22 protein-coding genes and 1 pseudogene are annotated in these 24,305 nt (G+C 34.8%); 18 read left to right on the plus strand and 5 right to left on the minus strand.

The features are described 5' to 3' along the window. The first annotated feature begins 8 nt into the window (after window positions 1-8). The 11 genes from rfbB (at window position 9) to NST98_RS16425 (ending at window position 9,742) form a co-directional block, all read left to right on the plus strand. On the plus strand, window positions 9-1,031 hold the full coding sequence (gene rfbB / locus NST98_RS16375; RefSeq protein ID WP_016838001.1) for a dTDP-glucose 4,6-dehydratase: 1,023 nt from the start codon (window positions 9-11) through the stop codon (window positions 1,029-1,031). A 61-nt stretch (window positions 1,032-1,092) separates the two neighbouring features. Further along, window positions 1,093-2,202 (plus strand): hypothetical protein, encoded by a 1,110-nt coding sequence (locus tag NST98_RS16380; RefSeq protein WP_340715568.1) that lies wholly within the window; start codon window positions 1,093-1,095, stop codon window positions 2,200-2,202. After that, the gene (locus NST98_RS16385) at window positions 2,189-3,394 is read left to right on the plus strand and encodes an ATP-grasp domain-containing protein (protein ID WP_340715569.1); all 1,206 of its coding nucleotides are present in this window, start codon (window positions 2,189-2,191) and stop codon (window positions 3,392-3,394) included. The genes NST98_RS16380 and NST98_RS16385 overlap by 14 nt, the downstream gene beginning before the upstream one ends. Continuing rightward, complete coding sequence (locus NST98_RS16390; protein ID WP_016838004.1) at window positions 3,391-3,900, plus strand: hypothetical protein; 510 nt, start codon at window positions 3,391-3,393, stop codon at window positions 3,898-3,900. The genes NST98_RS16385 and NST98_RS16390 overlap by 4 nt, the downstream gene beginning before the upstream one ends. 204 nt (window positions 3,901-4,104) lie before the next feature. Next, window positions 4,105-4,470 carry a flagellar protein FlaG gene (locus NST98_RS16395; RefSeq protein WP_339289073.1) on the plus strand — a complete coding sequence of 122 codons (366 nt, stop codon included), beginning with the start codon at window positions 4,105-4,107 and terminating at the stop codon, window positions 4,468-4,470. 26 nt (window positions 4,471-4,496) lie between these two features. Continuing rightward, window positions 4,497-7,073, plus strand: coding sequence for a flagellar filament capping protein FliD (gene fliD, locus NST98_RS16400; RefSeq protein ID WP_340715570.1), 2,577 nt, complete (start codon window positions 4,497-4,499; stop codon window positions 7,071-7,073). 24 nt (window positions 7,074-7,097) lie between these two features. Continuing rightward, window positions 7,098-7,457 carry a flagellar protein FliT gene (locus NST98_RS16405; protein WP_016838007.1) on the plus strand — a complete coding sequence of 120 codons (360 nt, stop codon included), beginning with the start codon at window positions 7,098-7,100 and terminating at the stop codon, window positions 7,455-7,457. A gap of 93 nt (window positions 7,458-7,550) precedes the next feature. Continuing rightward, on the plus strand, window positions 7,551-7,955 hold the full coding sequence (gene fliS / locus NST98_RS16410) for a flagellar export chaperone FliS (protein ID WP_016838008.1): 405 nt from the start codon (window positions 7,551-7,553) through the stop codon (window positions 7,953-7,955). 319 nt (window positions 7,956-8,274) lie between these two features. Beyond that, window positions 8,275-8,679, plus strand: a complete 405-nt coding sequence (locus NST98_RS16415) for a PilZ domain-containing protein (RefSeq protein ID WP_016838009.1) — start codon at window positions 8,275-8,277, stop codon at window positions 8,677-8,679. A gap of 134 nt (window positions 8,680-8,813) precedes the next feature. Beyond that, window positions 8,814-9,368 (plus strand): ribosome hibernation-promoting factor, HPF/YfiA family, encoded by a 555-nt coding sequence (gene hpf / locus NST98_RS16420; protein WP_016838010.1) that lies wholly within the window; start codon window positions 8,814-8,816, stop codon window positions 9,366-9,368. Window positions 9,369-9,526: 158 nt separating this feature from the next. Then, the gene (locus NST98_RS16425; protein WP_340715571.1) at window positions 9,527-9,742 is read left to right on the plus strand and encodes a hypothetical protein; all 216 of its coding nucleotides are present in this window, start codon (window positions 9,527-9,529) and stop codon (window positions 9,740-9,742) included. A 443-nt stretch (window positions 9,743-10,185) separates the two neighbouring features. Here NST98_RS16425 and NST98_RS16430 read toward each other — a convergent pair whose 3' ends face one another. After that, window positions 10,186-11,529, minus strand: coding sequence for a hypothetical protein (locus NST98_RS16430; RefSeq protein WP_016838011.1), 1,344 nt, complete (start codon window positions 11,527-11,529; stop codon window positions 10,186-10,188). Between the two features lie 224 nt (window positions 11,530-11,753). Here NST98_RS16430 and NST98_RS16435 point away from each other — a divergent pair, with 224 nt between their 5' ends. From NST98_RS16435 to NST98_RS16455, 5 genes are all read left to right on the plus strand, one after another. After that, on the plus strand, window positions 11,754-12,953 hold the full coding sequence (locus NST98_RS16435; protein ID WP_340715572.1) for a M20 metallopeptidase family protein: 1,200 nt from the start codon (window positions 11,754-11,756) through the stop codon (window positions 12,951-12,953). A gap of 97 nt (window positions 12,954-13,050) precedes the next feature. Further along, entirely contained in the window at window positions 13,051-13,455 is a 405-nt protein-coding gene (locus NST98_RS16440; RefSeq protein ID WP_340715573.1) for a carboxymuconolactone decarboxylase family protein, read from the plus strand. A 23-nt stretch (window positions 13,456-13,478) separates the two neighbouring features. Further along, window positions 13,479-14,351 (plus strand): NAD(P)-dependent oxidoreductase, encoded by an 873-nt coding sequence (locus NST98_RS16445; RefSeq protein WP_232019911.1) that lies wholly within the window; start codon window positions 13,479-13,481, stop codon window positions 14,349-14,351. A 23-nt stretch (window positions 14,352-14,374) separates the two neighbouring features. Then, the gene (locus NST98_RS16450) at window positions 14,375-15,190 is read left to right on the plus strand and encodes a DUF3100 domain-containing protein (protein ID WP_026019050.1); all 816 of its coding nucleotides are present in this window, start codon (window positions 14,375-14,377) and stop codon (window positions 15,188-15,190) included. A gap of 23 nt (window positions 15,191-15,213) precedes the next feature. Further along, window positions 15,214-15,657: a hypothetical protein gene (locus tag NST98_RS16455; RefSeq protein ID WP_016838018.1), complete on the plus strand. Its 444-nt coding sequence runs from the start codon at window positions 15,214-15,216 to the stop codon at window positions 15,655-15,657. Between the two features lie 237 nt (window positions 15,658-15,894). Here NST98_RS16455 and NST98_RS16460 read toward each other — a convergent pair whose 3' ends face one another. Next, entirely contained in the window at window positions 15,895-16,791 is an 897-nt protein-coding gene (locus NST98_RS16460; protein ID WP_340715574.1) for a DMT family transporter, read from the minus strand. A 362-nt stretch (window positions 16,792-17,153) separates the two neighbouring features. Further along, window positions 17,154-17,438: a hypothetical protein gene (locus NST98_RS16465; RefSeq protein ID WP_340715575.1), complete on the minus strand. Its 285-nt coding sequence runs from the start codon at window positions 17,436-17,438 to the stop codon at window positions 17,154-17,156. Window positions 17,439-18,306: 868 nt separating this feature from the next. Between NST98_RS16465 and thiD the strand changes: the two genes are divergently transcribed. Beyond that, on the plus strand, window positions 18,307-19,137 hold the full coding sequence (thiD, locus tag NST98_RS16470) for a bifunctional hydroxymethylpyrimidine kinase/phosphomethylpyrimidine kinase (RefSeq protein ID WP_340715576.1): 831 nt from the start codon (window positions 18,307-18,309) through the stop codon (window positions 19,135-19,137). 63 nt (window positions 19,138-19,200) lie between these two features. On the opposite strand, the pseudogene NST98_RS16475 reads toward thiD, so the two are convergent. Further along, window positions 19,201-19,576: pseudogene (locus NST98_RS16475) on the minus strand (VOC family protein). A 175-nt stretch (window positions 19,577-19,751) separates the two neighbouring features. Here NST98_RS16475 and secA point away from each other — a divergent pair. Beyond that, window positions 19,752-22,256 carry a preprotein translocase subunit SecA gene (gene secA / locus NST98_RS16480; protein WP_340715577.1) on the plus strand — a complete coding sequence of 835 codons (2,505 nt, stop codon included), beginning with the start codon at window positions 19,752-19,754 and terminating at the stop codon, window positions 22,254-22,256. Window positions 22,257-22,735: 479 nt separating this feature from the next. Here the strand turns inward: secA and NST98_RS16485 are convergent, their stop codons facing one another. Continuing rightward, window positions 22,736-24,172: a DDE-type integrase/transposase/recombinase gene (locus NST98_RS16485; protein WP_340714634.1), complete on the minus strand. Its 1,437-nt coding sequence runs from the start codon at window positions 24,170-24,172 to the stop codon at window positions 22,736-22,738. Between the last annotated feature and the right edge of the window lie 133 nt (window positions 24,173-24,305).

A 24,305-nucleotide genomic window follows, 5' to 3' on the forward strand; every position in this document is an offset into this window, starting at 1 on the left:
TGAAAAATATGAATTTACTCGTAACAGGGGGAGCAGGATTTATTGGATCGAATTTTATTATTTATATGTTAAATAAGTATCCCGAATATAAAATAGTTAACTTAGATTTATTAACATATGCGGGAAAACTAGAAAACTTAACGGAAGTTGAAAATCATCCAAATTACGAGTTTGTAAAAGGGAACGTATGTGATCGAGAATTAATTGAGCATTTATTTCAAAAATATCAATTTCAAGGAGTTTTCCATTTTGCTGCCGAATCCCATGTGGACAACTCAATAAAAAATCCTGGTGCTTTTGTAGAAACGAATGTGAACGGAACATTTACCGTTCTTGATGTAGCACGAAAATATTGGATGGATTCACCAGGAAAAGTAAAAAACGAATTTAAAAATGCTCGATTTCACCATATATCAACAGATGAAGTATTCGGTTCCTTAGGCGATGAAGGATATTTTAATGAAGAAAGTCCGTATGCTCCAAATAGCCCATATTCCGCTAGTAAAGCTGCTTCTGATATGTTAGTCAGAAGTTATTTTCGTACATATGGAATGAATGTTGTAATAACAAATTGTTCCAATAATTTCGGCCCAAGGCAGCATGATGAAAAATTAATTCCAACGATAATTAGAAAAGCTTTAGCGGGAGAATTAATTCCTATATATGGGAATGGGTTGAATGTGAGAGACTGGTTATTTGTAGAGGATCATTGTACAGCAATTGATGTCGTCTATCATCAAGGAAAAGCAGGAGAGTTATATTTAGTTGGCGGAAATAATGAAAAAACAAATATCGAAATTGTTGACACTATATGTGAAATTTTAGATAAAGCAGCATTTGATAAATTACAAGCCTTTGGCATAAAGTCATTTAAATCTTTAATATCTTTTGTAGATGATCGAGCAGGGCATGATTATAGATATGCTATCGATTCAAGTAAATTAAAAAATGAACTAATGTGGATTCCGAGAACAAATTGGTATAAAGGATTAGTTCAAACTATTGATTATTATTTAAAGAAAAACATTTAATTGTATGTTCAAATATATTAAGGAAAATTGGTTGCGCAAACAATATTAAGTGGGGATTATTATGAGTAATAAAAAAGGAGTATTACTATTTTCTGGATTTAATCCAAGAGCGATATTAGCGTTTTTGCGGACATTAGAAAAAAATAAGTTTGAAAATTACTTTATTATAGCCAAGTCAAAAGATGATGAATTATTTAAAACAAAATATAAAGATAAAATTGTTTACACTAGGGAAAGTTTAAAATTAGATATTGATTTAACTATTACTATTATTAAGGATATTTTAAATAAAAATAAATTAGAAGAAATTGTCATCATTCCTAGTTCTGAGGCAATCAATAGATTTTTATTAAAATATAGGAAAATGTTTGAAGAAGTCGGTGCAATAATACCACTAGTTGATGAAAATTTGTATATTGATATTTCCGATAAAGAAAATTTTACAAAGTGCTGTTTAGAACAAGGGTTAAAAGTACCTTCTCATATTGAATTTCCTAAAACCTTTGAGAATGTATTCGTTGCAAAACCTAAAAAGTATGAAACTAATGATGGAAAGATTTGCTCCCCAGTTATTATTGAGAATGAAAGTGATTTTGTTAATTTTATTAAAAAGTATCCATTAAATGCATTTTATTATCAAGAGTATGTCGAAGGCAGAAGCATATATTTACTTTACTATTTCACAAAAGACGGACAGGTTTATAAATTATCTCAGGAAAACTATTTACAACAATATGGTGGCAAGTCGATAATTGCAGCCGAAATTTCAGATTTCCATAAAAATAAAATATCATCGGATTATGAGAAACTTTTTTTGAGTAAAAAGTTTTTTGGCTTGGTAATGGTTGAATTACGGTTGAGACAAAATGAGTTTATTATGATTGAGGCGAATCCAAGATTGTGGGGGCCATCTCAACTATTTGTGGATGCAAGTTATAATTTCTTTGAAATATTCTTAAAAGAATGGTCAATTTTAGATATTGATATTAATCTAAATAACCCTATAAAAGCAAAATATTTTTGGTCTGAAGGGTTACTTTTGGATCAAAAACATAATAAGAGTCCAATGACCTTTAATAATAAATTTAATTTAAATAGCCTTCAAGATTGGATTCAATTCGACTTATATAACCGGGAAGACACAAAGGAGATTTTTAATGAAAGAAATTAAACAAAATTATTCAAACAGTGTTTTAGTTTCTGTCGGCGCTGGTACTAACCAATTACCTTTTATTAAAGCAGCGAAAAAAAGAGGAATTAAAGTTGCCTCGTTTGGAAAAGGGAAAAATAATAGTGAAGCAATAGAGCTTAGTGATTATTTTGAAGAAATAGATACTTCTAATTTTGATGAAGCAATCAATTGGTTAAATGCTTTGGATGAAAATATTATAGCTGCTGGTTCTTATGCTGGAGGAAGGGCTATTAAAACATTGTTAGAAATTACGAATCTTTATAATTTACCTACAAAAGTTCCTAATGACTTAATCATCGGAATGGAAAAAGAAAAACAGCAACAATTATATTTAAAATTTGGGCTTTCTCAAATTAAAACCTATACTATTAATGATATTAATAAGAATTTAGAATTATTAAACGATGAAACACTTTATGTTTTAAAGCCTTCAATTGGAAGAGGATCAGCTGATGTATTATTTATTGAAGGAAAAAATTTAAAAAATAAAATTTTAAACAATGAGGTTCAAGCTTCTAATGTTGTGCAGGAAGTAAGTTTCGGCCAGGAATATCGTGTATTATTAATTGTCCAAAATAGTGAAATAAAATTATTAGCACCGCTGAAAAGAGAGAATTTTAAAAATACATTTTTTTTAGGGAAATTGTATTTTTGCAAAGATAGTTTAAATTATAAAAGAATAGTAGAACATGCTAACAAATTAATAAAAGAAATGAATATAGTTAACTCTATCATTAAATATGACATTATCGTTGAGGAAAATAAGATAAACTTAATTGAAATGGATATCGGTGTTGGTGGAGGGATTTATTTTAAAACTTTTATTTCTAAAATTTTTAACATTGATTTGACTGAATTATATTTAGATTTAATTTGTGGTTTTCCAATTGATGTTTATTTGCCTAAAAATACAAATTTGATGATGACTTACGTATTTAATGAAACAAATAAGAAAATTACATACGATGTTGAAGAATGTAGAAATGAATTATCATTAAAATTTGGTCATGTTGAATTATTAGTTAATCAATTAAGACCTGAGAATAAGAATAGTTTTGAATCCAATGCAGACTTTATTTTTACAGTAATTCATGAAAATGATGAATCGGATGGTAATCAGTGGATCATTAATGATTTTGTTAATGAACATTTGTTTAAGGTGGAAAAATGAAAGTTGTAGAAAAAGAGGAAAAGTTTCTAGTTGAAGTAATAGAAAAAAAGGAATTATGGGACAAAGAATTTCTTATTTATCAATGGTACTTAAGTGCAAGTTATGAAGAAAATACAAAGATTAAAGTGATTTTCGACTTTCAAACTTTAAAAGCCAAACTTGTACAAGTTAGTAAAATAAGATTAAATGATAATCTATTTGAAAAAGAAATAAAATACTTAAATAAAGATGAAGTGAATTTTTTTGATTTAATAGGGTGTTCATTTGTTGCAAAAAGAAGATCCATAAAAAACAATATTTTTTTGGATAAATTTATTAGGTCCAACGGGTTATGCGACTATTTATTAGAAATTGAAGATGAAGGAGTAATAACAGACAATATTATTCTACTAGAAAATGTAACAAATGATTCGAATTATTATAATCAAAATCTATGTATAGAATTTGATGAGTTGGAATTAAAAACATTCTTAACAATTTTCGATTGCTTCGAATTTTATAAATAATAATTTTTATTATTAGCAGTATATACAATCATCGAATATAGAAAAAATACAGCAGAAATTTCCATGGTTTGTTGGGGATTTCTGCTCTTTATTTTTAATTTTATAATCGTGCATTTATGGAAATTAGTATAAATTTTGCTCAATCAATCCGATATAACTATTAGTAAATAAACTTTTTGCTCGGTTAATCAAGGAGGAGTACTTATGCGCATTTCTTCACAACCAGCTATAGATACTTCAACAGTTGTTAAAGCTGTTGAAAATGCATCAGATGATAAAATCAATAAGCACGGAAGCAATGAGTCATTGGTTATTGATAATAATATAATCGGTAACGAAGAATCTACAAAAGAAAAAATAAAACAAGCAGTAAAATCGATGAATGAATTTTTAGAAATCAATCATAGAAGTTCTAGATTTGTTTATCATGAAGGTTTGGAACGCTACTACATCACGGTAATTGATCAGGATACCGAAGAAGTAATAAAAGAAATTCCGCCAAAAAAATTGCTTGATGCTTTCTATGAAATGCAAAAACTTGTTGGAATGATTGTAGACGAAAAAATTTAACGGGAACATATTAGGGAGGTTTTTATATGTCACAACTTCGTATCGGTGGATTAGCTTCTGGTATGGATATAGATGCGCTAGTTGAAAAACTAATGCAAGCAGAGCGCATCCCACTTGATAAATTACAACAACAGAAACAAATTTACGAATGGACTCGCGATGCCTATCGCAATGTGAATAAAAAATTACAAACTTTTGATACTTATATTGCGGATAATTTATTGCTAAAAAGTTTCAATACGAAAACAGCCACTTCCTCAAATTCTAGTTTAGTCGAAGCTACTGCAACTGGTTCAGCTGCAGGAACTTTGACAATTGAAGGGGTTTCTCAATTAGCTTCGGCTGCTCGTGCAGTAGGCGGGCAAGTAAATGGGATTGGTACAACAACATTAGGAGATTTATTTGCGAACAGTGGTGTTACAGTAAGTCAAAATTATATAGAAATTCGTGCCATTCAAAAGGACGGTACATTAGCTGCTAAAGCTACAAGAATAGAATTTACAGAAAATATGACAATTGATCAATTCGTCAGCAAGATTAATAGCAGTGCTGCAGGTGTTAGTGCCGTGTTCGAAAATGGACGGCTTTCTATAACTGCAAAAAACACTGGTGATGTAAAAGGTGGAGCAGAAATTGTTGTTGACTCTGGTCAAGAAGTTTTTGCAGCATTTCAATTTGCTGACACAACAAATTTAGCTGATAACGGTAAAAATGCCATTTTTAAAGTTAATGGTATAGCTACAGAAAGAGCATCCAACTCATTTAGCATTTCTGGCTATAACGTTACGTTAAAGTCCACTTTCAATAGTGTTCAAACAATCGCTGAAAAATATATTGCAGCTCAAAAAGAATTGGAATTAGCTGGTATTAACTTAACAAATAAAACTAATCAGTATAATAATGCCAAAGATGCTTATTATGGTGTTGGTGCTACAGAAACACCGAGTTATACGACTGCGCATAACAATGCATATAAAGTTGCTTTTGGAAATACACTAACTCTTTCAGAACAAGAACTCTTTAATAAACTCGGAAGTGCATTTTGGAGAAAATTATCGGATGATGAAATTAATTTCATTTTAGAAAATAAAGATGATTTAAAAACAGCAATCGAAGCAAGTGATTATACGAACCTAAAAGCTCTATCTGATGATAAGATTCAAATTTTAGCTGATTTATCTGAACAAGAATTAGTAGATTATAGATTACATGCAAATTATCAAGTTTATGGTACAAAGTTAAAAGATTTTGATGCAGCAGCAATTGCCGCTATCCAAAACTTTGCTTATGATAGTAATGACGACTTAACGACAATTCATGAGAATATTGATAATAACCCTGAATTTAGCGATGAAGTTAAAAAGGTGCTTAAATCTCTATCTAAAGATGATTTAACGAATTTACTATCCACTTCGCCAAGTACGTTAGAGATTTATCACCAAAAAGCTCAAGCAGATGATTTGAAAACAAAATATAGCGCTCTTGGTGATTCGTTCTTTAATAATTTATCTGCCTCTGAAATTGAAACAATTAGCAATATCGATTTTACTCAAGAAGATGCAATTTCATCCATTACCGATGAAACTTTGCGCAATAAACTAGAGAAGCTAACTGAAAATCAAATAAAAGCATTAGATAGTTTAACAGAGGAACAATTAAACAATTTTAAAAATTTAGCGGAACAAAACATTATTAGAAGTAATTATGTTAAAGCAAATTCTGAATTAAATGCTGCTCAAACTCGTTTAACGAATGCACAAAATACTTTTGATACTGCAAAAGAAGATGCACAAAATGCCGGTATATTAAATGGTGATGATATAGATGAAGATGCTTTAATAGGTGCGCCAACAACAAGTCCGGTATCGATTACATCTACAACCAACGTGGATGACATTATTTCTAAAATAAAAGATTTTGTAAACACATATAATGGTTTAATCAAAGAATTAAATGATTTAATTAAAGAATCAAAATATAGAGATTACCCACCTTTAACTGAAGCCCAAAGAAAAGAAATGGATGAAAAAGAAATTGAACTTTGGGAAGAAAAAGCTAAAAGTGGTCTACTGCGCAGCGACTCGATTATTCGAGAAGGTATTTCTAAAATGCGTGCATTATTGTATGAATCAAATCCGGCAGTTTCCAATCCAAAATATAATACACTCTTTAGCATCGGAATCACTACTTCTAAAAATTACAATGATGGTGGTACTATTGAAATCGATGAAAACAAACTTCGCAAAGCTTTAGAGGAAGATCCGGATGCTGTGGCAGCGCTATTCACAAATTATGGTAAAAAAGACGATACTATCATTGAAAATGGCGTTGAAAAAACAGTTGATACTCGTGGATACTTACAAAAACTCCGCGAGGAAATGACAAATATCAAAAATAAAATCGAGAAAAAAGCTGGCCGTACTACAATGACTGCGAATCAGTATACTCTTGGTAAAACTTTAACTGATATCGAGTCTCGTATCAAAACTTGGAAAGACAAGCTTATTACGATTGAACAACGCTACTGGAAACAATTCACTGCGATGGAGCAAGCTATCAATAAAGCAAACATGCAAGCAAGTTTATTCATGCCTCAATATTAATGATTGAAAAGGAGTTGATATTACATGGATTTAACAAAACAATTATTACAAGTTTCTGCTAAGCTGTATCAACTCCTTTCCGATATTCCAAAAGGAGAAGAACGAGACGATTATATAGAAAACATCCATCAATTGTTGGATGAACGGGGAGAAATCATCGACTCTTTAAAGCGTCAAGGATTTCAAATTCAGCCTGAATTAAAAGATCATTCGATGCTAATGCAATTGGATGAAGGAATTCGAAAAAGACTTCAGCTTGTTATGGATGCAGTGAAAAAGGATTTAAAAGATTTGCAAAATGTGAAAAAACACGAAAAGCAATATTCAAACCCTTATGCGAGCGTACAAGTGATGGACGGCATGTATTATGATAAGAAAAAATAATAGAGAGTCACTAAAAATGAAGTATCTTCTATGATAAAATGATAGTAAAAAACTCATAGGGTTTTTTACTTAGCGATTAAAGGAGTGTCTTATATGACATTACATAATAACGCATATAATGCGTATAAACAAAACAGTATCAATACAGCTTCCCCTGGTGAACTGACATTAATGCTTTACAATGGATGTATTAAATTTTTGAATTTGGCTAGAAAGGCAATTGAAGAAAAACACATTGAAGAAAAAAACACTAATTTACAAAAAGCTCAAAATATCATTAACGAACTAATCGTTACACTCAACATGGATTACGAAATATCAAAACAAATTCTTCCATTATATGAATATATGAATCGACGCTTAATTGAAGCAAATATCAAAAACGATGTCGAAATCGTTGATGAAGTAATCGGATTGGTTACGGAATTCCGTGATACTTGGAAAGAAGTTATTAAACTAAATCGCCAACAACAATATCAAAATGTGCAGCAAGTGTAGTCGGAATTTACTAATCATTTGGATCTTAAAACGCCTTACACCCGAAATATAAGGTTGTAAGGCGTTTTTTATTTAATAAAGTCGCTAAGTATATTGGAGTTACGTTATTCGCTATTCAGTACTATGAATTTTTCAAGCGATAGGTACAAATATCCTCAAAGTTTAGGGCTTTTTTATTATCAATAACGCTTTACAATAGTTAAAAAATCGTCACAAATTTTTGTGAAAAATATTAATTCTTATTGTGGATATTTTCTTTTCATTAACGATATTTATAATAAGAAGAGTTTGGCAGGACTGTTAATTTGGGGGAATGAATATGATATCTAAAAAATATAAGCGCAAAGAGGCGTTTCGATTCGTTTTTAATCAACCATTAGATGCACAATTTTCTGTGCTTGTAAACGGACGTCGGATTGATAGTGAGATGCATCCATGTAAAATTATTGATATTAGTCCTCGGGGAATGAAAGTGTATACGAACTCAGATATTTCTAAAATATACAACCTTCCTCCTGAATCGTTGCAGTTTCAGATGCATTTTGTTTTGGATATTACAAGAATTCAAGCTATTGGTTATGTACGTTGGAGTAAACCTTTTGGTATGGGTGCTCATTTTGGATTGCAATTTAAAAATCAACCAGATATTGAAGAATTGATTATTAGCGAAATGAAGCGCCGGAGAAGAAAAGAAGTTATTTCAAAAAAATATATCGGTTTTTAAAAGGTAAAAAATATATCGGTTTTTAAAAGGTAAAAAATTTGTCGAATTCCTAAAAAGAATACATAGTTTCTAGAAGGAATTTGCAAACTTATGTAGAATATAATTTACATAGGGTCAATAAAGGAGGAGTTTACATGTTAAACTTTAACATTCGCGGTGAAAACATTGAAGTAACTCCAGCTATTCGAGATTACGTCATCAACAAAGTTCAGAAAATTGAAAAGTTTTTCAACGAAGGTGTCAATGCTTCTGCCAATGTAAACTTGAAAGTGTATAATGATAAGAAAACAAAAGTGGAAGTAACCATTCCGTTAAAAAACTTAACGCTTCGTGCTGAAGAGCGCCATGAAGATATGTATGCTGGTATTGACTTAATTGTAGATAAACTCGAACGACAAATTCGTAAACATAAAACAAAAGTCAACCGCAAACTTCGTGATCGCGAAGGTGTAGGCGTTTATTTCGCTAATAATATTACTCCGAATAACAATGATAGCGGCAAAGATGAAGATTTTGAAATTGTTCGTACAAAACAGTTTGACTTAAAACCAATGGATGAAGATGAAGCCATTCTCCAAATGAACTTGCTCGGGCATGACTTTTATGTTTATACAGATGCGGAAACAAACAATACAAACATCGTATACAGACGAAAAGACGGAAAATACGGTTTAATTGAAACAAATTAATTAATAGACCCCTATTCCCCTCTGCTTTAGGCAGGGGGAATTTCCATTTTCGCATGTAGAAAGCATTTTATACAATGGTAAGCCCTCAAACGACGCATATCAATCGATCGTACCTCCCTGTAAGATAGAGTTATCGATTACAGAGGAGGTGTTTTTGTTTGGCAGTTGAAAAACTAAATATCGTTCCTGTCAATTTGGAATCCGATTCTGATTCAATTCCACCCTTAACGATTCGTGGTCCTCTCAAAAATAAGGAGTTATCTATACAAGTTGAGAAGCAATTTGCCCGAGCAAGGTGTTTTTCTAATCCAGCAATGGAGCTAACCACACGATTGAACGAATACCGAATAGATATATGGAGTGGATCTAAATAAGAAAAAATTGTAAGTAAAAACCGAGAAATCACTTTAGTAAAGATAAGATAATAGTCAAATTCAAAGAGATAATAGCCAACTCGCCGAAGATAATAGTCAATCTAGGTAAAATAATAGCCAAAGCCAAAAATTTGCTCCAGCAGAAATGAAATAATAGTCAAATTCAAAGGGATAATAGCCAACTCGCCGAAGATAATAGTCAATCTAGGTAAAATAATAGCCAAAGCCAAAAATTTGCTCCAGCAGAAATGAAATAATAGTCAAATTCAAAGGGATAATAGCCAACTCGGCCAAGATAATAGTCAATCTAGGTAAAATAATAGCCAAAGCCGAAAATTCGCTCCAGCAAAGAAAGGATAATAGTCAAATCCAATAAGATAATAGCCAACCTGCCCAAGATAATAGTCAACCCAGGTAAAATAATAGCCAAATCCGAAATCCAATCACTCTTCCGTCAATTTCAGTTCGTATAGCTTTCTTGGTCTACCTCTTCCAGGAGGTTGTTCTTCACCTATTACTTTCGCAAATCGATAGCTTTCTAATGTGTGTAATATTCGATTGGCTGTGCGCAATGATATGTCAAATGCTTCAGCAATTTGATGGCTTGTTATATATGGATGTTCTTGATTTTGAATAAGTGAGCGTAATTTTGAAATTGTAATGGCACTTAATGAAGTCTTCTTTGCAATATCTTGTAAATGACGATTATTCAAATGCGTTGAAAAGGAAAGGGGTTCTACTTCTTCACTGTTTAATGGCCCTATAATGCTGCCATTTTGATATGCTAAGTATGTGGTCGAAGTATGCTTTGCTTCAGCAAATTTTAACGCACGATTTGCATAAATTTCAGCACGGGCTGCATCATTTCCAACACCGATACCGATCGAGATTCTCGTTCCTAAAATTTCCTCAATCTCTTTTGTAAAAGGGAACACTTTATAATTTTTGGTAAGTTCTTTTAAAATTGATTGATTTGTATAAAGTATGGCTTTGAAATCGTTTTCGAAAGTGAGTGACATTTCATATTTCTCACAAAAATTAATAATGGCTTCTTGGAACTTTAATTTTTGCTTATAAAATGTATATCGATTTTTTGGACGGCGATCTGCTTCGTGCCATTTGACTAATATGGCAATGGTTTTGAGCTCATTGCTAATTAATTGTTCTAATTTTGCGATTAATATTTCGGTTGTCATTGAGATTGCAGCGTAAGTTGGTTTAATGCGCATCACTGGAACTTGGCGTTTTTGAAGTTCATAGGCAACACTTGTCAAACAAGTAATTGCATATTTCGTTTTTCCTTTCCGGTAATATTCTTCGTGAATATTTGCCCAGTGTTCTGTTGTATAGGAAGTATCGCCATGAATTAGAAAATAATGATCGGGCGATAAATCGATTTCCTCAAGTGCAACTTTAACCTCTTTTTCAGCTAATAAGTCTATGGAAAAAGGTGTAAATAAATTAATATCCCCTTGTTTTTTGCTTAACAGTTTATAAAGACATAAGTATAGAGCGGAGCTATCATAACGAATATGTAATGAGATAGGAGGGATTGTTTTCAGTCGAGGAACAATTTCTTCACGATATATTTCATAACCAATTGGCCCCATAAAACATAATAAATCGCATTTTTCGACAAAAGAGAGCTCTAATTTCTTCGTATCCTCAAATTGATTTACAATTGAAAGGTTAATGGATACATTGAGCAAGTTTAATTCCTCTAGCTGTGTTTTAAATTTTGTTGCAAGATCTTCTGGTCCGACTATTCCAATATTGTATACAACCATTACTTCTCCCTGCCTCAAATATGCTTTTAGAAAAATTTTATAAGAAATATTTGCTTTTTACAATGAGATTTTGACTAGTCAATTTTGAGTATTTCTAAAATACTGAAAAGTGAATATTTACAAATAATAGAAAATGTGCTAATTTGTTCTTAATATTTTTAGGACTATTTATCAACCTGTCCATAAATATATTACTCTTTTGAATCTGGATAGGAGGGAGTCTGATGAACCAAACCATTTTATCTTCTGATTTAATACAACAATGGATAGAAGATGAGTTTGATGAAATTGTTGAATTGCGTAAGACTTTACACAAATACCCTGAAATCGGATTTGATTTACATAAAACATCTCAAATCGTAAAAAACTTTCTAAATAATTGTGGTATAGAAGTGCAATCAGGATATGCGAAAACTGGAGTGGTCGGCATATTAAAAGGTGGGAAAGAGGGGCCGGTTATTGGATTGCGCGCGGATATGGATGCATTGCCGATTAAAGAATGTACAGGGGTAGATTTTGCGTCACAACATGAACAGGCAATGCATGCATGTGGACATGATATGCACATGGCCATGTTACTCGGTGCGGCGAAAATTCTTTCAAAATACAAAGATCATATTGCTGGAACAATTAAATTTATTTTTCAACCGGCAGAAGAAATGTTGGCTGGTGCGAAATATATGATACAAGATGGTGCATTAACTAATCCGAATGTGGATTACATTTATGGCTTTCATGTGTGGCCTGATCTACCAATTGGAAAAATAGGTTTTAAGAGTGGGCCATTGATGGCGAGCATGGATACATTTGAAGTGGCACTGACTGGTCAAGCTGGTCATGGAGCAGCTCCACATCAAGGAATTGATGCCATTGTTGGCAGTGCCAATATTATTGCATCTTTACAAAGTGTGATTAGTAGAGAAATAGATCCGGTAGATTCAGCGGTGATTACGATCGGGAAACTGGAAGCTGGAAATGCCTTTAATATTATTCCAGAAAAAGCTGTATTTAAAGGAACCGTTCGAACGTTGAGTGATAAGACAAGAAAAGGTATTCAAAAAAAGTTTTTGAGAATTATTTATGGCATGAGCAGCGCGTTACGTCTTGAGGCAGATATCACATACAACTTTGGCTATCCCGTTACAAACAATACAAAACAATATGTGTTGCATGCCCAACAATTAGCAGAAGCATTATTTGGATCGGATGCTGTAGAGATATTAGAAAAGCCAAGTATGGCAAGTGAAGATTTTGCTTTCTATCTTGAGCATGTGCCGGGTGCATTCTTGTTTTTAGGTGTTGGAGATGATGAAGGGGGTTCATATAAACTCCATCATGAGAAATTTTTACCTAATGCAGAAGCGATGAAATTTGGCATTGCTCTATATATTGCATTAGCTACAACGCCATTTATTAGAAAATAAAACGGGTTTTTTTATTGCATGAATTCATATAGGAATCATGCCTAACAGAGCATGGAGACGAATTAGCCCATTTCAAAAATATCGCGGGGTGTTGTGTGTGACGATAGAAAAATTTAAAGAAACGTTTAGAGAAATGTATAAAGAAGGGTTTAAAGCAAGAGAGGAAGTTTTAGGCGAGGAAAATGTCCAACAGTTCATTAGGAATACGAATGAGTTTAATCGTTCTTTTCATGAACTGGCTATGCAGTATTGTTGGGGAGAAATATGGAATCGCCCAAATCTCGATCGAAAAACGAGAAGTTTAATTAATATAGCATTGTTAACAGCATTAAATTATCAACACGAACTAAAAATTCATTTGCAAGGGGCTATCAATAATGGCTGTACAAAGGAAGAGATAGAGGAGGTCTTCTTACAATGTGCCGTTTATTGCGGCATTCCTGTAGCAGGAAATGGGATTGCGACAGCACTCGAATTTTTTAAAGAAATAGAAAGTAAATAGTTTCCATTCACGGGGGGATGTGTGTGAAGATTGGAATAATCGGCTGCGGACTTATGGGAAAAGGCATTGCCTACAACTACATTCAAAATAAGGATGACGTATATATTTACGATACAAATCCACAAGTAAAAGATTGGATCCAAGAAAATGGGGGCATTGCAGTTGATTCTCTTCAACAATTAGGGGAGAAAGTGGAGTTCATTATTTCATCGTTACCGACAGTTGAAGCCGTAAAAGATGTGTATTTAAATGCATTGTTAAATGTGTTAAAACCTGGTTCTGTAATTGTAGATATGAGCACAACAGATGCTGGCACAGCGATAGAAATCGCATCGATTTACAATGAAAAAGGAATGTATTTTTTTGACTCACCAGTAAGTGGTGGGCCTAATGGAGCGAGAAATGGCACATTGACATTGATGGTTGCTGGTGATCAAGAGAAGTTTAATGAAATTCTTCCTATTTTGCAGGTTGTAGGGAAGGACATCATTTATTTAGGGAAAAACGGAAACGGCCAAATTGCAAAACTTTGTCATAATATCGTCGTTGCATCAACCATTGCAAGCATTGGGGAGGCATATACAGTTGCATCAAAAGCTGGCTTAGATTTAGAAAAATTAGAAGAAATCCTTTCAAAAGGAAGTGCTTCAAGAGTTCTTGCAGTTTTTGGAGACAATATTTTAAAGAAAGCGTATGACAATGTTTTGTTTAGTTTGGACCATATGCATAAGGATGTTTCTCTCTATACAAAAACAGCTGCAGAGTTACAAGTTCCTGTTTTATTGGGAGCACAAACGTATCAACTTTTTGAAGCTGCCAAATCTCAAGGACTTGGTAGCAAAGATACAACCGCGGTTTGCCAATTTATTGAAAAATTGGTTTTATCAACTACGTAATTATTGAGCTTTAAAGGAGTGGAATGATGAGGGAACTCTTAAACTGGAAAATCCATGCATTCGTATTTGTATTAGTATGTATTGCTGAATTTATTGGGGTAAAAAGTTTAAACATTGGGGTTGGAGCGATTGCCTTCTTCCCGATGCTGTATGCGTTAATTTTGGGAGCAATCATTAGTTTGCCAAGATTTAAAATTTTATCCGATAAAGAGATGGATATTGCTTCAAAAATATTGGGAATCTCCTTTATGTTATTCGTTGCAAAGTTAGGTACGTTGATGGGGCCTTCTATCCCGCAATTATTAGATGCTGGGCTAACATTAACGTTGCAAGAGGTAGGTCACTTTTTAGGAACGATTGTATTTGGTTTACCTGTTGCTCTACTAATTGGGATGAAACGGGAAGCAATCGGTGCGACATTTTCCATCGACCGGGAACCGAATTTAGCGATTATAGCAGAAAAATATGGTGCAGACTCTCCTGAATCTCGCGGTGCCATCGGTGTTTATATTTGCGGAACATTATTTGGAGCACTCTATTTATCTTTACTTGCTAGTTTAATAGCAAGTATCGGCTGGTTCCATCCAATTTCTCTCGCAATGGGAGCTGGGGTAGGATCCGGTAGTATGATGGCTGCAATGACCGGTGCATTAGCCATTATTTTTCCGGAAGCTAGTGATGATATCGCAGTGTTTGCTGGGGCTGCTAACTTAATTACAACGATTGTTGGTACGTTTGTATGCGTTGTTTTCTCTCTACCATTTACAAATTTCTTATATAAACATTTGGAACCAATTTTGGGGAGACGTTCTAGAATTCAAACAGATGGTGAAAATTAATTGAGCTAAGTGGGGGTACACGTATGTTGGATAAAACATTAACGTTCATATTGATTGGAATCATTGCGATAGTTGGAAACTGGATTGGATATGGTGTCTCTCCAATTGATGCTTTACCTGGAATGATGATTATTGCGGCAATTACGATTTTAGGATATGCCATTGAAAAAATTGTCCCATTAAAAATTCCAGTTGTTATTTGGGTGTCCGTCATTGCGTTATTTGTGACTTCAGCGATTTTCCCTTGGCAACAAACAATTGTAGATGCCACAACGCAAATTAACTTTATGGCGTTAGCAACTCCAATTTTAGCTTATGCGGGTCTATCATTTGGAAAAGATTTAAAAGAATTTAAAAAGCTCGGCTGGCGAATTGTTGTCGTATCACTTTTTGTGTACACGGGAACTTTCTTGTTAGCTACATTGATTGCGGAAATCGGATTTAGATTAACGGGACAATTTAAATAGTAACTAATTTAATTTAGCTATAGATAACATGAATTTTATTGAAAGGAGATGATATGGAAAAGGTAAAGTGGTTGGATGAAGAAGTAGTAATAGCGGTGTTGAAATTGGTGTTGAGGCATTTTAGAGTGTTTTTTATTTGAAGTTTGTTATTCTTGATTATATGGTGTTGAAGCGGAATAGAGATGATTAGCGAAGGTGTCCAAATCAGGATGTCTTCGCTATTTTAATAAAACAGCACTATTCTTCCAAAGTTTTAGTTTTTTCTATTTGTTTATTTACTAAATAGATGCTTGATCCTACTAAAATCATGCCGATAAATAAATTTTTTGTGATGGCTTCATTCAAAAAAATCGCACTGACAACCACTGAAATAATAGGTACTAAAAAGGTGTAGGAACCGACTTTGCTTGCTTCACCTTCATTCATTAATTTAAAATAAATCACTTGCCCCGCGGCCATTCCTGCTGTTCCGCCCCAAATAATGGTACTGATTAAGTCAATGTTCCAAACGATGGCATTGATATTTTCTAAGAAATATCCTAAAACAAGTAGCGATCCCCCACCGAGTATCAATTGCATAACGACCATCCAATAAAAGTCGACTCTGGATTTTAATTTTTTGACAAATACGACTCCACTTGCCCAAGAAAGAGCTGTGGCGAGGGCGAGTGCAACACCAATGGCAGAAAGATGGATAATTAATCCATCAATGCTTACAAGCACAATCCCGATAAATCCGAGCACTAAGCCAAATATTTTCGTAACGGTCATATCTTCATTCAACAACCACCAAGATAAAATGCCCAGAATAACTGGTTGAAAGTATACTAGTACAGAAAATAATCCACCTGGCAAATACACCATGCCAACTGTTTGAAGTCCCAGGTAGAGAATGTTATTTAATATTGCTGAGATTACGTAAAACTTCCAATGTTCTTTAAATTTCAAGAGATGCCGCATTTTCCAAGCAAGGGTTAACAAAATAATTCCTGCGATAAATGAACGGATTCCAGCAAAGAGGAGTGGGGGCATGAAGTTAACGCCATGTTTATAGATAGGCCAGCTAACTCCCCAAATGATAATTAACAATGCAAGAAGTAAATAGGAGACGAGCGGATTCTTACTTTCTGTCAATGAGCAACCTTCTTCCATGATGTAATTAGTTTTTGGAGTGAGGTTTTTGAGTTTATTAGAGGAAATTAATACTTGAATTGTGTTTTATAACTTTATCTGAAGCAACTAAAACCTCCAAATGATGAAGAACTCAGCTTAATAAATCGAATTTATCAAAATTTCTTTCGCATGATTTGATAAGCATTTTTCTGAAATACGTAATCCAGCTGTGCCCATTAGTATATGTTGAGATGCAGTAGTAGGTGCTTAGTGGGTAAGGTCTTTTGAAGAGAATTGCTATTAAAGGATGAATGATTTGTGGTTGAAATGATGGCGTAAACGATTTATTTGTTTGGCAAACATTTACGTGAAAGTGGCTAATATCAAGGTGAAGTTGGCCAATATCGATTAGAGATTGACTTATATCTTAATCGCAGAAGCAGGAAATTTTTCGAATGGCAAATATCTTTCCGAGAATGGCTAATATCAAGGCGAAGTTGACTAATATCGAATGGAGATTGACTAATATCCCACTCGCAGAAGCAGGAAAATTTTCGAATGGCAAATATCTTTCCAAGAATGGCTAATATTTTGGTTAAGTTGACTAATATCGAACAGAGATTGACTAATATCCCACTCGCAGAAGCAGGAATTTTTTCGAATGGCAAATATCTTTCCGAGAATGGCTAATATCAAGGCGAAGTTGGCCAATATCGATTGGAGATTGACTAATATCCCACTCGCAGAAGCAGGAAATTTTTCGAATGGCAAATATCTTTCCGAGAATGACTAATATTTCGGCGAAGTTGACTATTATCGAATGGAAAATGAATAATATCCGAATCGTCAGAGCAGAAATATTTTCGATAGGCAAATATCTTCTTGAGAATGACTAATATCTCTGCGAAGTTGACTAATATCGATTGGAGATTGACTAATATCCCAATCGCAGAAGCAGGAAAATTTTCGAATGGCAAATATCTTTCCGAGAATGACTAATATTTCGGTGAAGTTGACTATTATCGAATGGAAAATGACTAATATCCGAATCGTCAGAGCAGAAATATTTTCGATAGGCAAATATCTTTCGGAGGATGGCTAATATCTAGGCGTAGTTGGCCAATATCGAATGGAGAATGACTAATATCTTAATCGCAGAAGCAGGAATTTTTTCGATTGGCGAATATCTTTAGGAGGATGGCTAATATCTAGGCGTAGTTGGCAATTATCTTATTAGATTTGGCTAATATCTCACAAGCAGCAGTTGCATTTTCCAATACATAGGGTAATCCTGATATTATTTTGTTCTTGATAATAGAATTTTGCTTACTTGCAAGTATTTCTGCCAAACCCGCAAGTTTTCCCAGTATATTTTCAAATCACTCTCCATAAGTTTGAATTCAAACACGTAATTAGGATCTCCCGCAACAAATCTGACCCCAATCAAATTGCCTATTCTGAATATTTCCATTCCTCTATTAAAAACCTTAAAATCAAGTATAGATTGACTTGGTATTAGCAAAAGGAGAAATAGACATGACAATAGCGAAAGTATGTACAGTTGCAGGTGCTGCAGCTCGCAGTGGTGCCGGCATTCAAGCGGATTTAAAAACTTTCCAAGAGCTTGGGGTGTACGGTTTTACGGCTATCACTGCCATCAATGCAAAACATCCAAACAAAGAAAAAAGTTTATTCATTCAACCTTTAGATGCAATTGAAGCACAACTCCTCATTATCAATGAACAAGAGGATTTAGATGCATTAAAAACGGGAATGCTTTTCTCAAAGGAAATTATCGAACTTGTTTCCGATTGGTTGGCGACAACTAACATTCAAAATATCGTGGTAGATCCGGTAATGTTCGGTAAATTCGGGTCTCCTTTACTTGATTTTGATGCAATGGAAACGCTAAAAACTAAACTGATCCCTCAAGCAACAATTATTACACCAAACATGCCGGAAGCAACTTATTTACTTAATGGACAAGAAATTACATCAGTTGCGGATTTGCAAGATGCAGCAAGAGATCTTTTAAAACTTGGTCCAAAGTATGTTCTTGTAAAAGGAGGACGTTTAGAAGGACCAGCTATTGATGTATTGTATGATGGTCATAAAATGATAAAATTGGAAGCTCCACGAATCGATACAATCCATACAAATGGGGCAGGCTGTTCATATTCAGCAGCAATCACAGCGGAACTGGCAAAAGGAAAATCAATTGAGGATGCAGTGTTCAATGCGAAAAAATTCGTCACTGCCGGTATTAAACGCTTCATTCCATTTGAAGTGGTACCGGGGATGATTGATCACCGTGCCTATAAGATGTACGATGAAGATGAAGTTACGATGACAGAGGTTGGAATATAATGGAGTGAATCAAAAAGGTAGCGTATGTTGATTTACTTTCAACATTAGACTGCCTTTTCTTCTTTATTGCTCTTTGCTTTCGTGATTGAATTGCCAATTTACTCCGAATTTGTCAGTTAGTGATCCGTAAGCTTTGCTCCAAAACGTTTCTTGTAGTTCCATTTCCACTTTGCCCCCTTCTTTCAACATCTCAAATGCCCTTTTCATAAAATTCAAATCATCATCAATGAAGGCGACAGTAATATTATTGCCTATTGTATAAGGGTTGCATGGAAATGTATCGGAAAACATTAGTCGACTGCCACGTACGTCTAGATTAGCATGCATATAGATTTTTTGCTTCTTCCGGCATGTTAAACTCTGAATTGTCTTGGTAAACTTCTCCGTACGTTTGTATGTAAGGCTTCTCCATTTCAAACACTTTTGCATAAAACTCTATATACTATGCCATAATTGATCCTCCTTATCATTTACTGTTATATCATTAGCCGTTTTTTCCAATAATTAAACAAGATTTTTATTATGATTCTGATAAATTAAAGGCGTGTATTTGCACCATTATACTACCAATGATAAAATGAAAGTTAAGACTGAATGGGAAGTGAATGTTTTCAATGGTAAATATTTTAAATAAATTATTTGATTTCAACAAAAAAGAATTGAAGAAATTAAATAAAATTGCTGACCAAGTGGATGCATTAGCACCACAAATGGAACAGCTTTCTGATGAAGCGCTTCAAAATAAAACTGAAGAATTTAAATCTCGTTATCAAAACGGTGAAACTTTAGATGACTTATTACCAGAAGCTTTCGCTGTTTGTCGCGAGGCTTCCCGAAGAGTGCTTGGCATGTATCCTTATCGCGTGCAAGTGATGGGGGCAGCTGTACTACATGACGGTAACATCGCTGAAATGAAAACCGGGGAAGGGAAAACGTTGACTTCCACAATGGCGGTTTATTTAAATGCCCTTACTGGTGAAGGCGTTCATGTCGTGACGGTCAATGAATACCTGGCAAAACGTGATGCTACTGAAATGGGTAAATTATATGAATTTTTAGGTTTATCTGTTGGTCTTAATTTAAATAGCTTGACGAAAGAAGAAAAGCGTGAAGCTTATGCAGCGGACATTACATACAGTACAAATAATGAACTGGGATTTGACTATTTGCGGGATAACATGGTGCTTTACAAGGAAGATCGGGTTCAGCGCCCATTAAACTTTGCGGTGATTGACGAAGTGGACTCGATTTTAATTGATGAAGCAAGAACGCCATTAATCATTTCTGGACATGCGGGTCGTTCGGCAAAACTTTATGTGCAAGCAAATGCCTTTGTTCGCATGTTAAAAAAGGATGAAGATTACACTTACGATGAATCGACTAAAGGGGTTACGCTTACAGAAAGCGGTATGACGAAAGCGGAAAAAGCTTTCGGAATCGACAACTTATATGATTTGGCTCACGTTCGTTTGCTTCATGCAATTAATCAATCCTTAAAAGCCCATGTTTCAATGCAAAGAGACGTCGATTATGTTGTGCAAGATGGAGAAGTAGTGATTGTTGACAGCTTCACTGGCCGTTTAATGAAAGGTCGTCGTTATTCAGATGGTCTTCACCAGGCGATTGAAGCAAAAGAAGGCGTGGAAATCCAAAACGAATCGATGACAATGGCAACCATCACATTCCAAAACTACTTCCGTATGTATAAGAAATTAGCTGGTATGACAGGTACAGCAAAAACGGAAGAAGAAGAATTTAGAAATATTTATAATATGAATGTTGTTGTCATTCCAACAAACAAACCAATAGCCCGTATTGACAAACCAGACCTTATTTTCGCAACAATGCAAGGGAAGTTTGAAGCTGTTGTAAAAGATATTGCGGAACGTCACGAGAAAGGGCAGCCGGTTCTTGTTGGTACTGTAGCGATTGAAACGTCTGAAATTATTTCAGAATTGTTAAAGAAACATAAAATTCCACACAACGTATTAAATGCAAAGAACCACGAACGAGAAGCTGAAATCATCGCTCAAGCTGGTCAAAAAGGTGCTGTGACGATTGCGACGAACATGGCTGGTCGTGGTACGGACATCAAGCTCGGTGAAGGTGTAAAAGAGCTTGGCGGACTTGCAGTAATCGGTACAGAACGTCACGAATCTCGCCGCATTGATAATCAGTTGCGCGGTCGTTCCGGACGTCAAGGAGATCCAGGGATTACTCAATTCTATTTATCCCTTGAAGACGATTTAATGCGCCGCTTCGGTTCAGATAGCATGAAAGCCATGATGACGAAACTTGGGATGGATGATTCCCAACCTATTCAGTCAAAAATGGTGTCAAAAGCGGTGGAATCTGCACAAAAACGCGTGGAAGGAAATAACTTTGACGCTCGTAAACGTTTGTTACAATACGATGAAGTGTTGCGTCAACAGCGTGAAGTCATCTATAAAGAGCGGAATGCTGTTTTAGAATCAGAAAATATGCGCGACGTTGTGGAACACATGATTCGCGAATCAATTGAAAATATAGTCCATACGTATACTTCTGGAAATAAAGAAGAATGGAATTTTAAAGCAATTGAAGATTATATTAAAGCAAACCTTCTGGATGAGGGAGATATTACTGTAAATGATCTTCATGGTAAATCACCGGAAGAAATGATTGATTACATCTTTGCTGCTGCAATGGCTCGTTACAATGAAAAAGAAGAACAATTGACGCCAGAACGTATGCGTGAATTTGAAAAAGTTATTTTACTTCGTTCCATCGATACGAAATGGATTGACCATATTGATGCAATGGACCAACTGCGTCAAGGTATTCATCTTCGTGCTTATGGTCAAACAGATCCGCTTCGTGAATATGAGCAAGAAGGATTTGCGATGTTTGAAGAGATGGTTGCTGCGATTCGTGAAGATGTCACGAAGTATGCAATGAAAGCCCAAATTCGCAATAACCTGGAGCGAGAAGAAGTGGCGAAAGGTCAAGCAGTGAATCCGAAAGAAGAGGAAAAACCAAAACGCCAGCCGATTCGTAAAAAGCAAGACGTTGGTCGAAACGATCCATGTCCATGCGGCAGCGGCAAGAAGTATAAAAACTGCCATGGTGCAGTATCTTAATTCATTTTCTCTCATCATCTCTTTTGAACGTTTTCTACAAAACCGTTGTCATCCTTTTTGATGGCACGGTTTTGTTTCGCGATTTGGTAAGAGACTTACTTCCATATTAAATGATTCTGTTTATTTGTATTGGGGTGCAAGGTAGGTTCGAACATTCTCTATTCAATTGAGTAAGATAAGTTTGCCGACCTTCTCACGTTAAGTCATTTTATTTCTTCAAATCTAATTAAGGTAATGTCAAAAAATCTATGAAAACTTAGTTTTGGAGGGATGTGATCTAGCGAAACTAGAGGAAATGCCGCCGCAATCGCTCTTGACAAACACGTCAATGGTTTGATTTCGAACCAACAAGGGCGAAGGGAACAAAAAGAAGGCACACCAAAGAAGCCCTTGCCAATTCCCATTTTAAACCATTGACTGGTTCGGTTTGTCAAGAGTTCGCTTCGCCGATGCTGGTAAGGGCTCTGCTAAACAAAAAGTTAGGCAGTTTGCTCTACTAGCCATTGTTGAGCTAAACCAATCAGTTTTGTCCAACGTGCAGGCATATTCGGCAGTCCTTTTAGCTCTGGAATAACTACAGGCACTTTGCCTTCCAGGGCTGAATGTGGCCGCAAGAAATTAAAATAAGCCACAAACAAAGTCACATAAGAAACGGATCCGTGATCGGATCCAAATCCGTGTGTCGATCTGTAATTGCCCTTAAATGTTCGATTCAGTCTTTCAATAATTTGTTTTAGCGGTCTGTATTCCGTTGAAACCTGGTCTTCGTTGGTTAGTCCAATGACCTGCTTCACATCAAACGTAATACCGTGCTGGGCAAAAAAGTGTTGTGCTAAAAGGTAAATCGGATTGCCATCTACGACAAAGGTGAGGTCTTCCGGGATCTCTTTCATCTTCCATAAGGCCTCATCAATCGCACGAATGGCTGATACCGTATCACGATTTGGAGAAACAGGGTAGGACAGAATAATTTTCTTTACCGCATCAAAAAAGAAAAAAAGATAATGCCAACGACCATTCACCTTAATGTATGTTTCGTCTCCGCAGAATTGATCAGAAAGCTCGTAAGGATAATGATCCACATAAGGTTTGAGAAGAAGTGCTACGCTGTTTTCGTAATTCAATATACTCTGGTGAGAGATGGGTACGCCATGAACATCCTTCATCAGTGCAGCTGTTTTCCGAGCCGATAAGCCATAGTTTACATGGTAGGTTAAAATGAGCCCCAATGTGTGCGGTGACACATGAAGCCTGGACAAATCCACTTTTGGCTTCTTAGGTGAATGTTTGGCTAACGGCTGATAATCAATTTGAAACTGACGGAATATGTATCGAACTTTAAAAGACGGAGGATCCTTTTCGAACTGCTTTTTCTCTTTTTTAGACATTCCTTGCAGTTTCTTTTTGTAATACGGACAGTCATTGTTTTTGCACTTAAATACGAGAAAATCTTTTCTTTCCTTGATCTTCTCGAGTGTTTTCGAACAGTGTGGACATTTTAGTATAGCCTCCTTGGCATATTGATTCTTTTTATTAAACAGACACGCACACACCTTGCATTGATACTGTCCTTTACCTCCGTTATTGGCATAAAGATAATCTGACGGAGCACCACACCTTGGACATTTCATGGATGAAGGTACTTTACCTTTTGAATTGGAACGCCTCTGAACAGGTTTGAGAGGTTTCCCGTTCTTCTCCAAATATTCTTTGAGAAGAATTTGATAATCGAGCTTTTGTAGAGTTTCAATGATTGGCAGCTCATCCACCTGGAGTTTTTGATAAGGCTTATTGACAGGCTTTTCAGTTGGCTTATCAAACATGTTTTTTCCAATCAGAAGGGTAAGTAATGTTCGAATCATTTGATCTTGGTACTTGATATATTCAAGCAAATAGGTTAATAATTGAGGTAACAACTTGTCACTTCCTTTATTAGGGATTTTTGAGTGTGTGGTTACCTCATAAATACCCTAATTTTAAGGGGGTGGCAAGTTTTTTTTATATAAAACTAGTTATATCAACAAAAACGTAAGTTTTTATTAAGTAATT

The sequence above is a fragment of the Ureibacillus sp. FSL W8-0352 genome, from assembly GCF_038004345.1.
Lineage (GTDB): Bacteria > Bacillota > Bacilli > Bacillales_A > Planococcaceae > Ureibacillus > Ureibacillus thermosphaericus.

What these genes read in the sequence shown, in the direction of transcription:
- rfbB (WP_016838001.1), top strand. Translation starts at nt 9, where the DNA reads ATGAATTTACTCGTAACAGGGGGAGCAGGATTTATTGGATCGAATTTT.
- NST98_RS16380 (WP_340715568.1), top strand. Translation starts at nt 1,093, where the DNA reads ATGAGTAATAAAAAAGGAGTATTACTATTTTCTGGATTTAATCCAAGA.
- NST98_RS16385 (WP_340715569.1), top strand. Translation starts at nt 2,189, where the DNA reads ATGAAAGAAATTAAACAAAATTATTCAAACAGTGTTTTAGTTTCTGTC.
- NST98_RS16390 (WP_016838004.1), top strand. Translation starts at nt 3,391, where the DNA reads ATGAAAGTTGTAGAAAAAGAGGAAAAGTTTCTAGTTGAAGTAATAGAA.
- NST98_RS16395 (WP_339289073.1), top strand. Translation starts at nt 4,105, where the DNA reads ATGCGCATTTCTTCACAACCAGCTATAGATACTTCAACAGTTGTTAAA.
- fliD (WP_340715570.1), top strand. Translation starts at nt 4,497, where the DNA reads ATGTCACAACTTCGTATCGGTGGATTAGCTTCTGGTATGGATATAGAT.
- NST98_RS16405 (WP_016838007.1), top strand. Translation starts at nt 7,098, where the DNA reads ATGGATTTAACAAAACAATTATTACAAGTTTCTGCTAAGCTGTATCAA.
- fliS (WP_016838008.1), top strand. Translation starts at nt 7,551, where the DNA reads ATGACATTACATAATAACGCATATAATGCGTATAAACAAAACAGTATC.
- NST98_RS16415 (WP_016838009.1), top strand. Translation starts at nt 8,275, where the DNA reads ATGATATCTAAAAAATATAAGCGCAAAGAGGCGTTTCGATTCGTTTTT.
- hpf (WP_016838010.1), top strand. Translation starts at nt 8,814, where the DNA reads ATGTTAAACTTTAACATTCGCGGTGAAAACATTGAAGTAACTCCAGCT.
- NST98_RS16430 (WP_016838011.1), bottom strand. Translation starts at nt 11,529, where the DNA reads ATGGTTGTATACAATATTGGAATAGTCGGACCAGAAGATCTTGCAACA.
- NST98_RS16435 (WP_340715572.1), top strand. Translation starts at nt 11,754, where the DNA reads ATGAACCAAACCATTTTATCTTCTGATTTAATACAACAATGGATAGAA.
- NST98_RS16450 (WP_026019050.1), top strand. Translation starts at nt 14,375, where the DNA reads ATGATGAGGGAACTCTTAAACTGGAAAATCCATGCATTCGTATTTGTA.
- NST98_RS16455 (WP_016838018.1), top strand. Translation starts at nt 15,214, where the DNA reads ATGTTGGATAAAACATTAACGTTCATATTGATTGGAATCATTGCGATA.
- thiD (WP_340715576.1), top strand. Translation starts at nt 18,307, where the DNA reads ATGACAATAGCGAAAGTATGTACAGTTGCAGGTGCTGCAGCTCGCAGT.
- secA (WP_340715577.1), top strand. Translation starts at nt 19,752, where the DNA reads ATGGTAAATATTTTAAATAAATTATTTGATTTCAACAAAAAAGAATTG.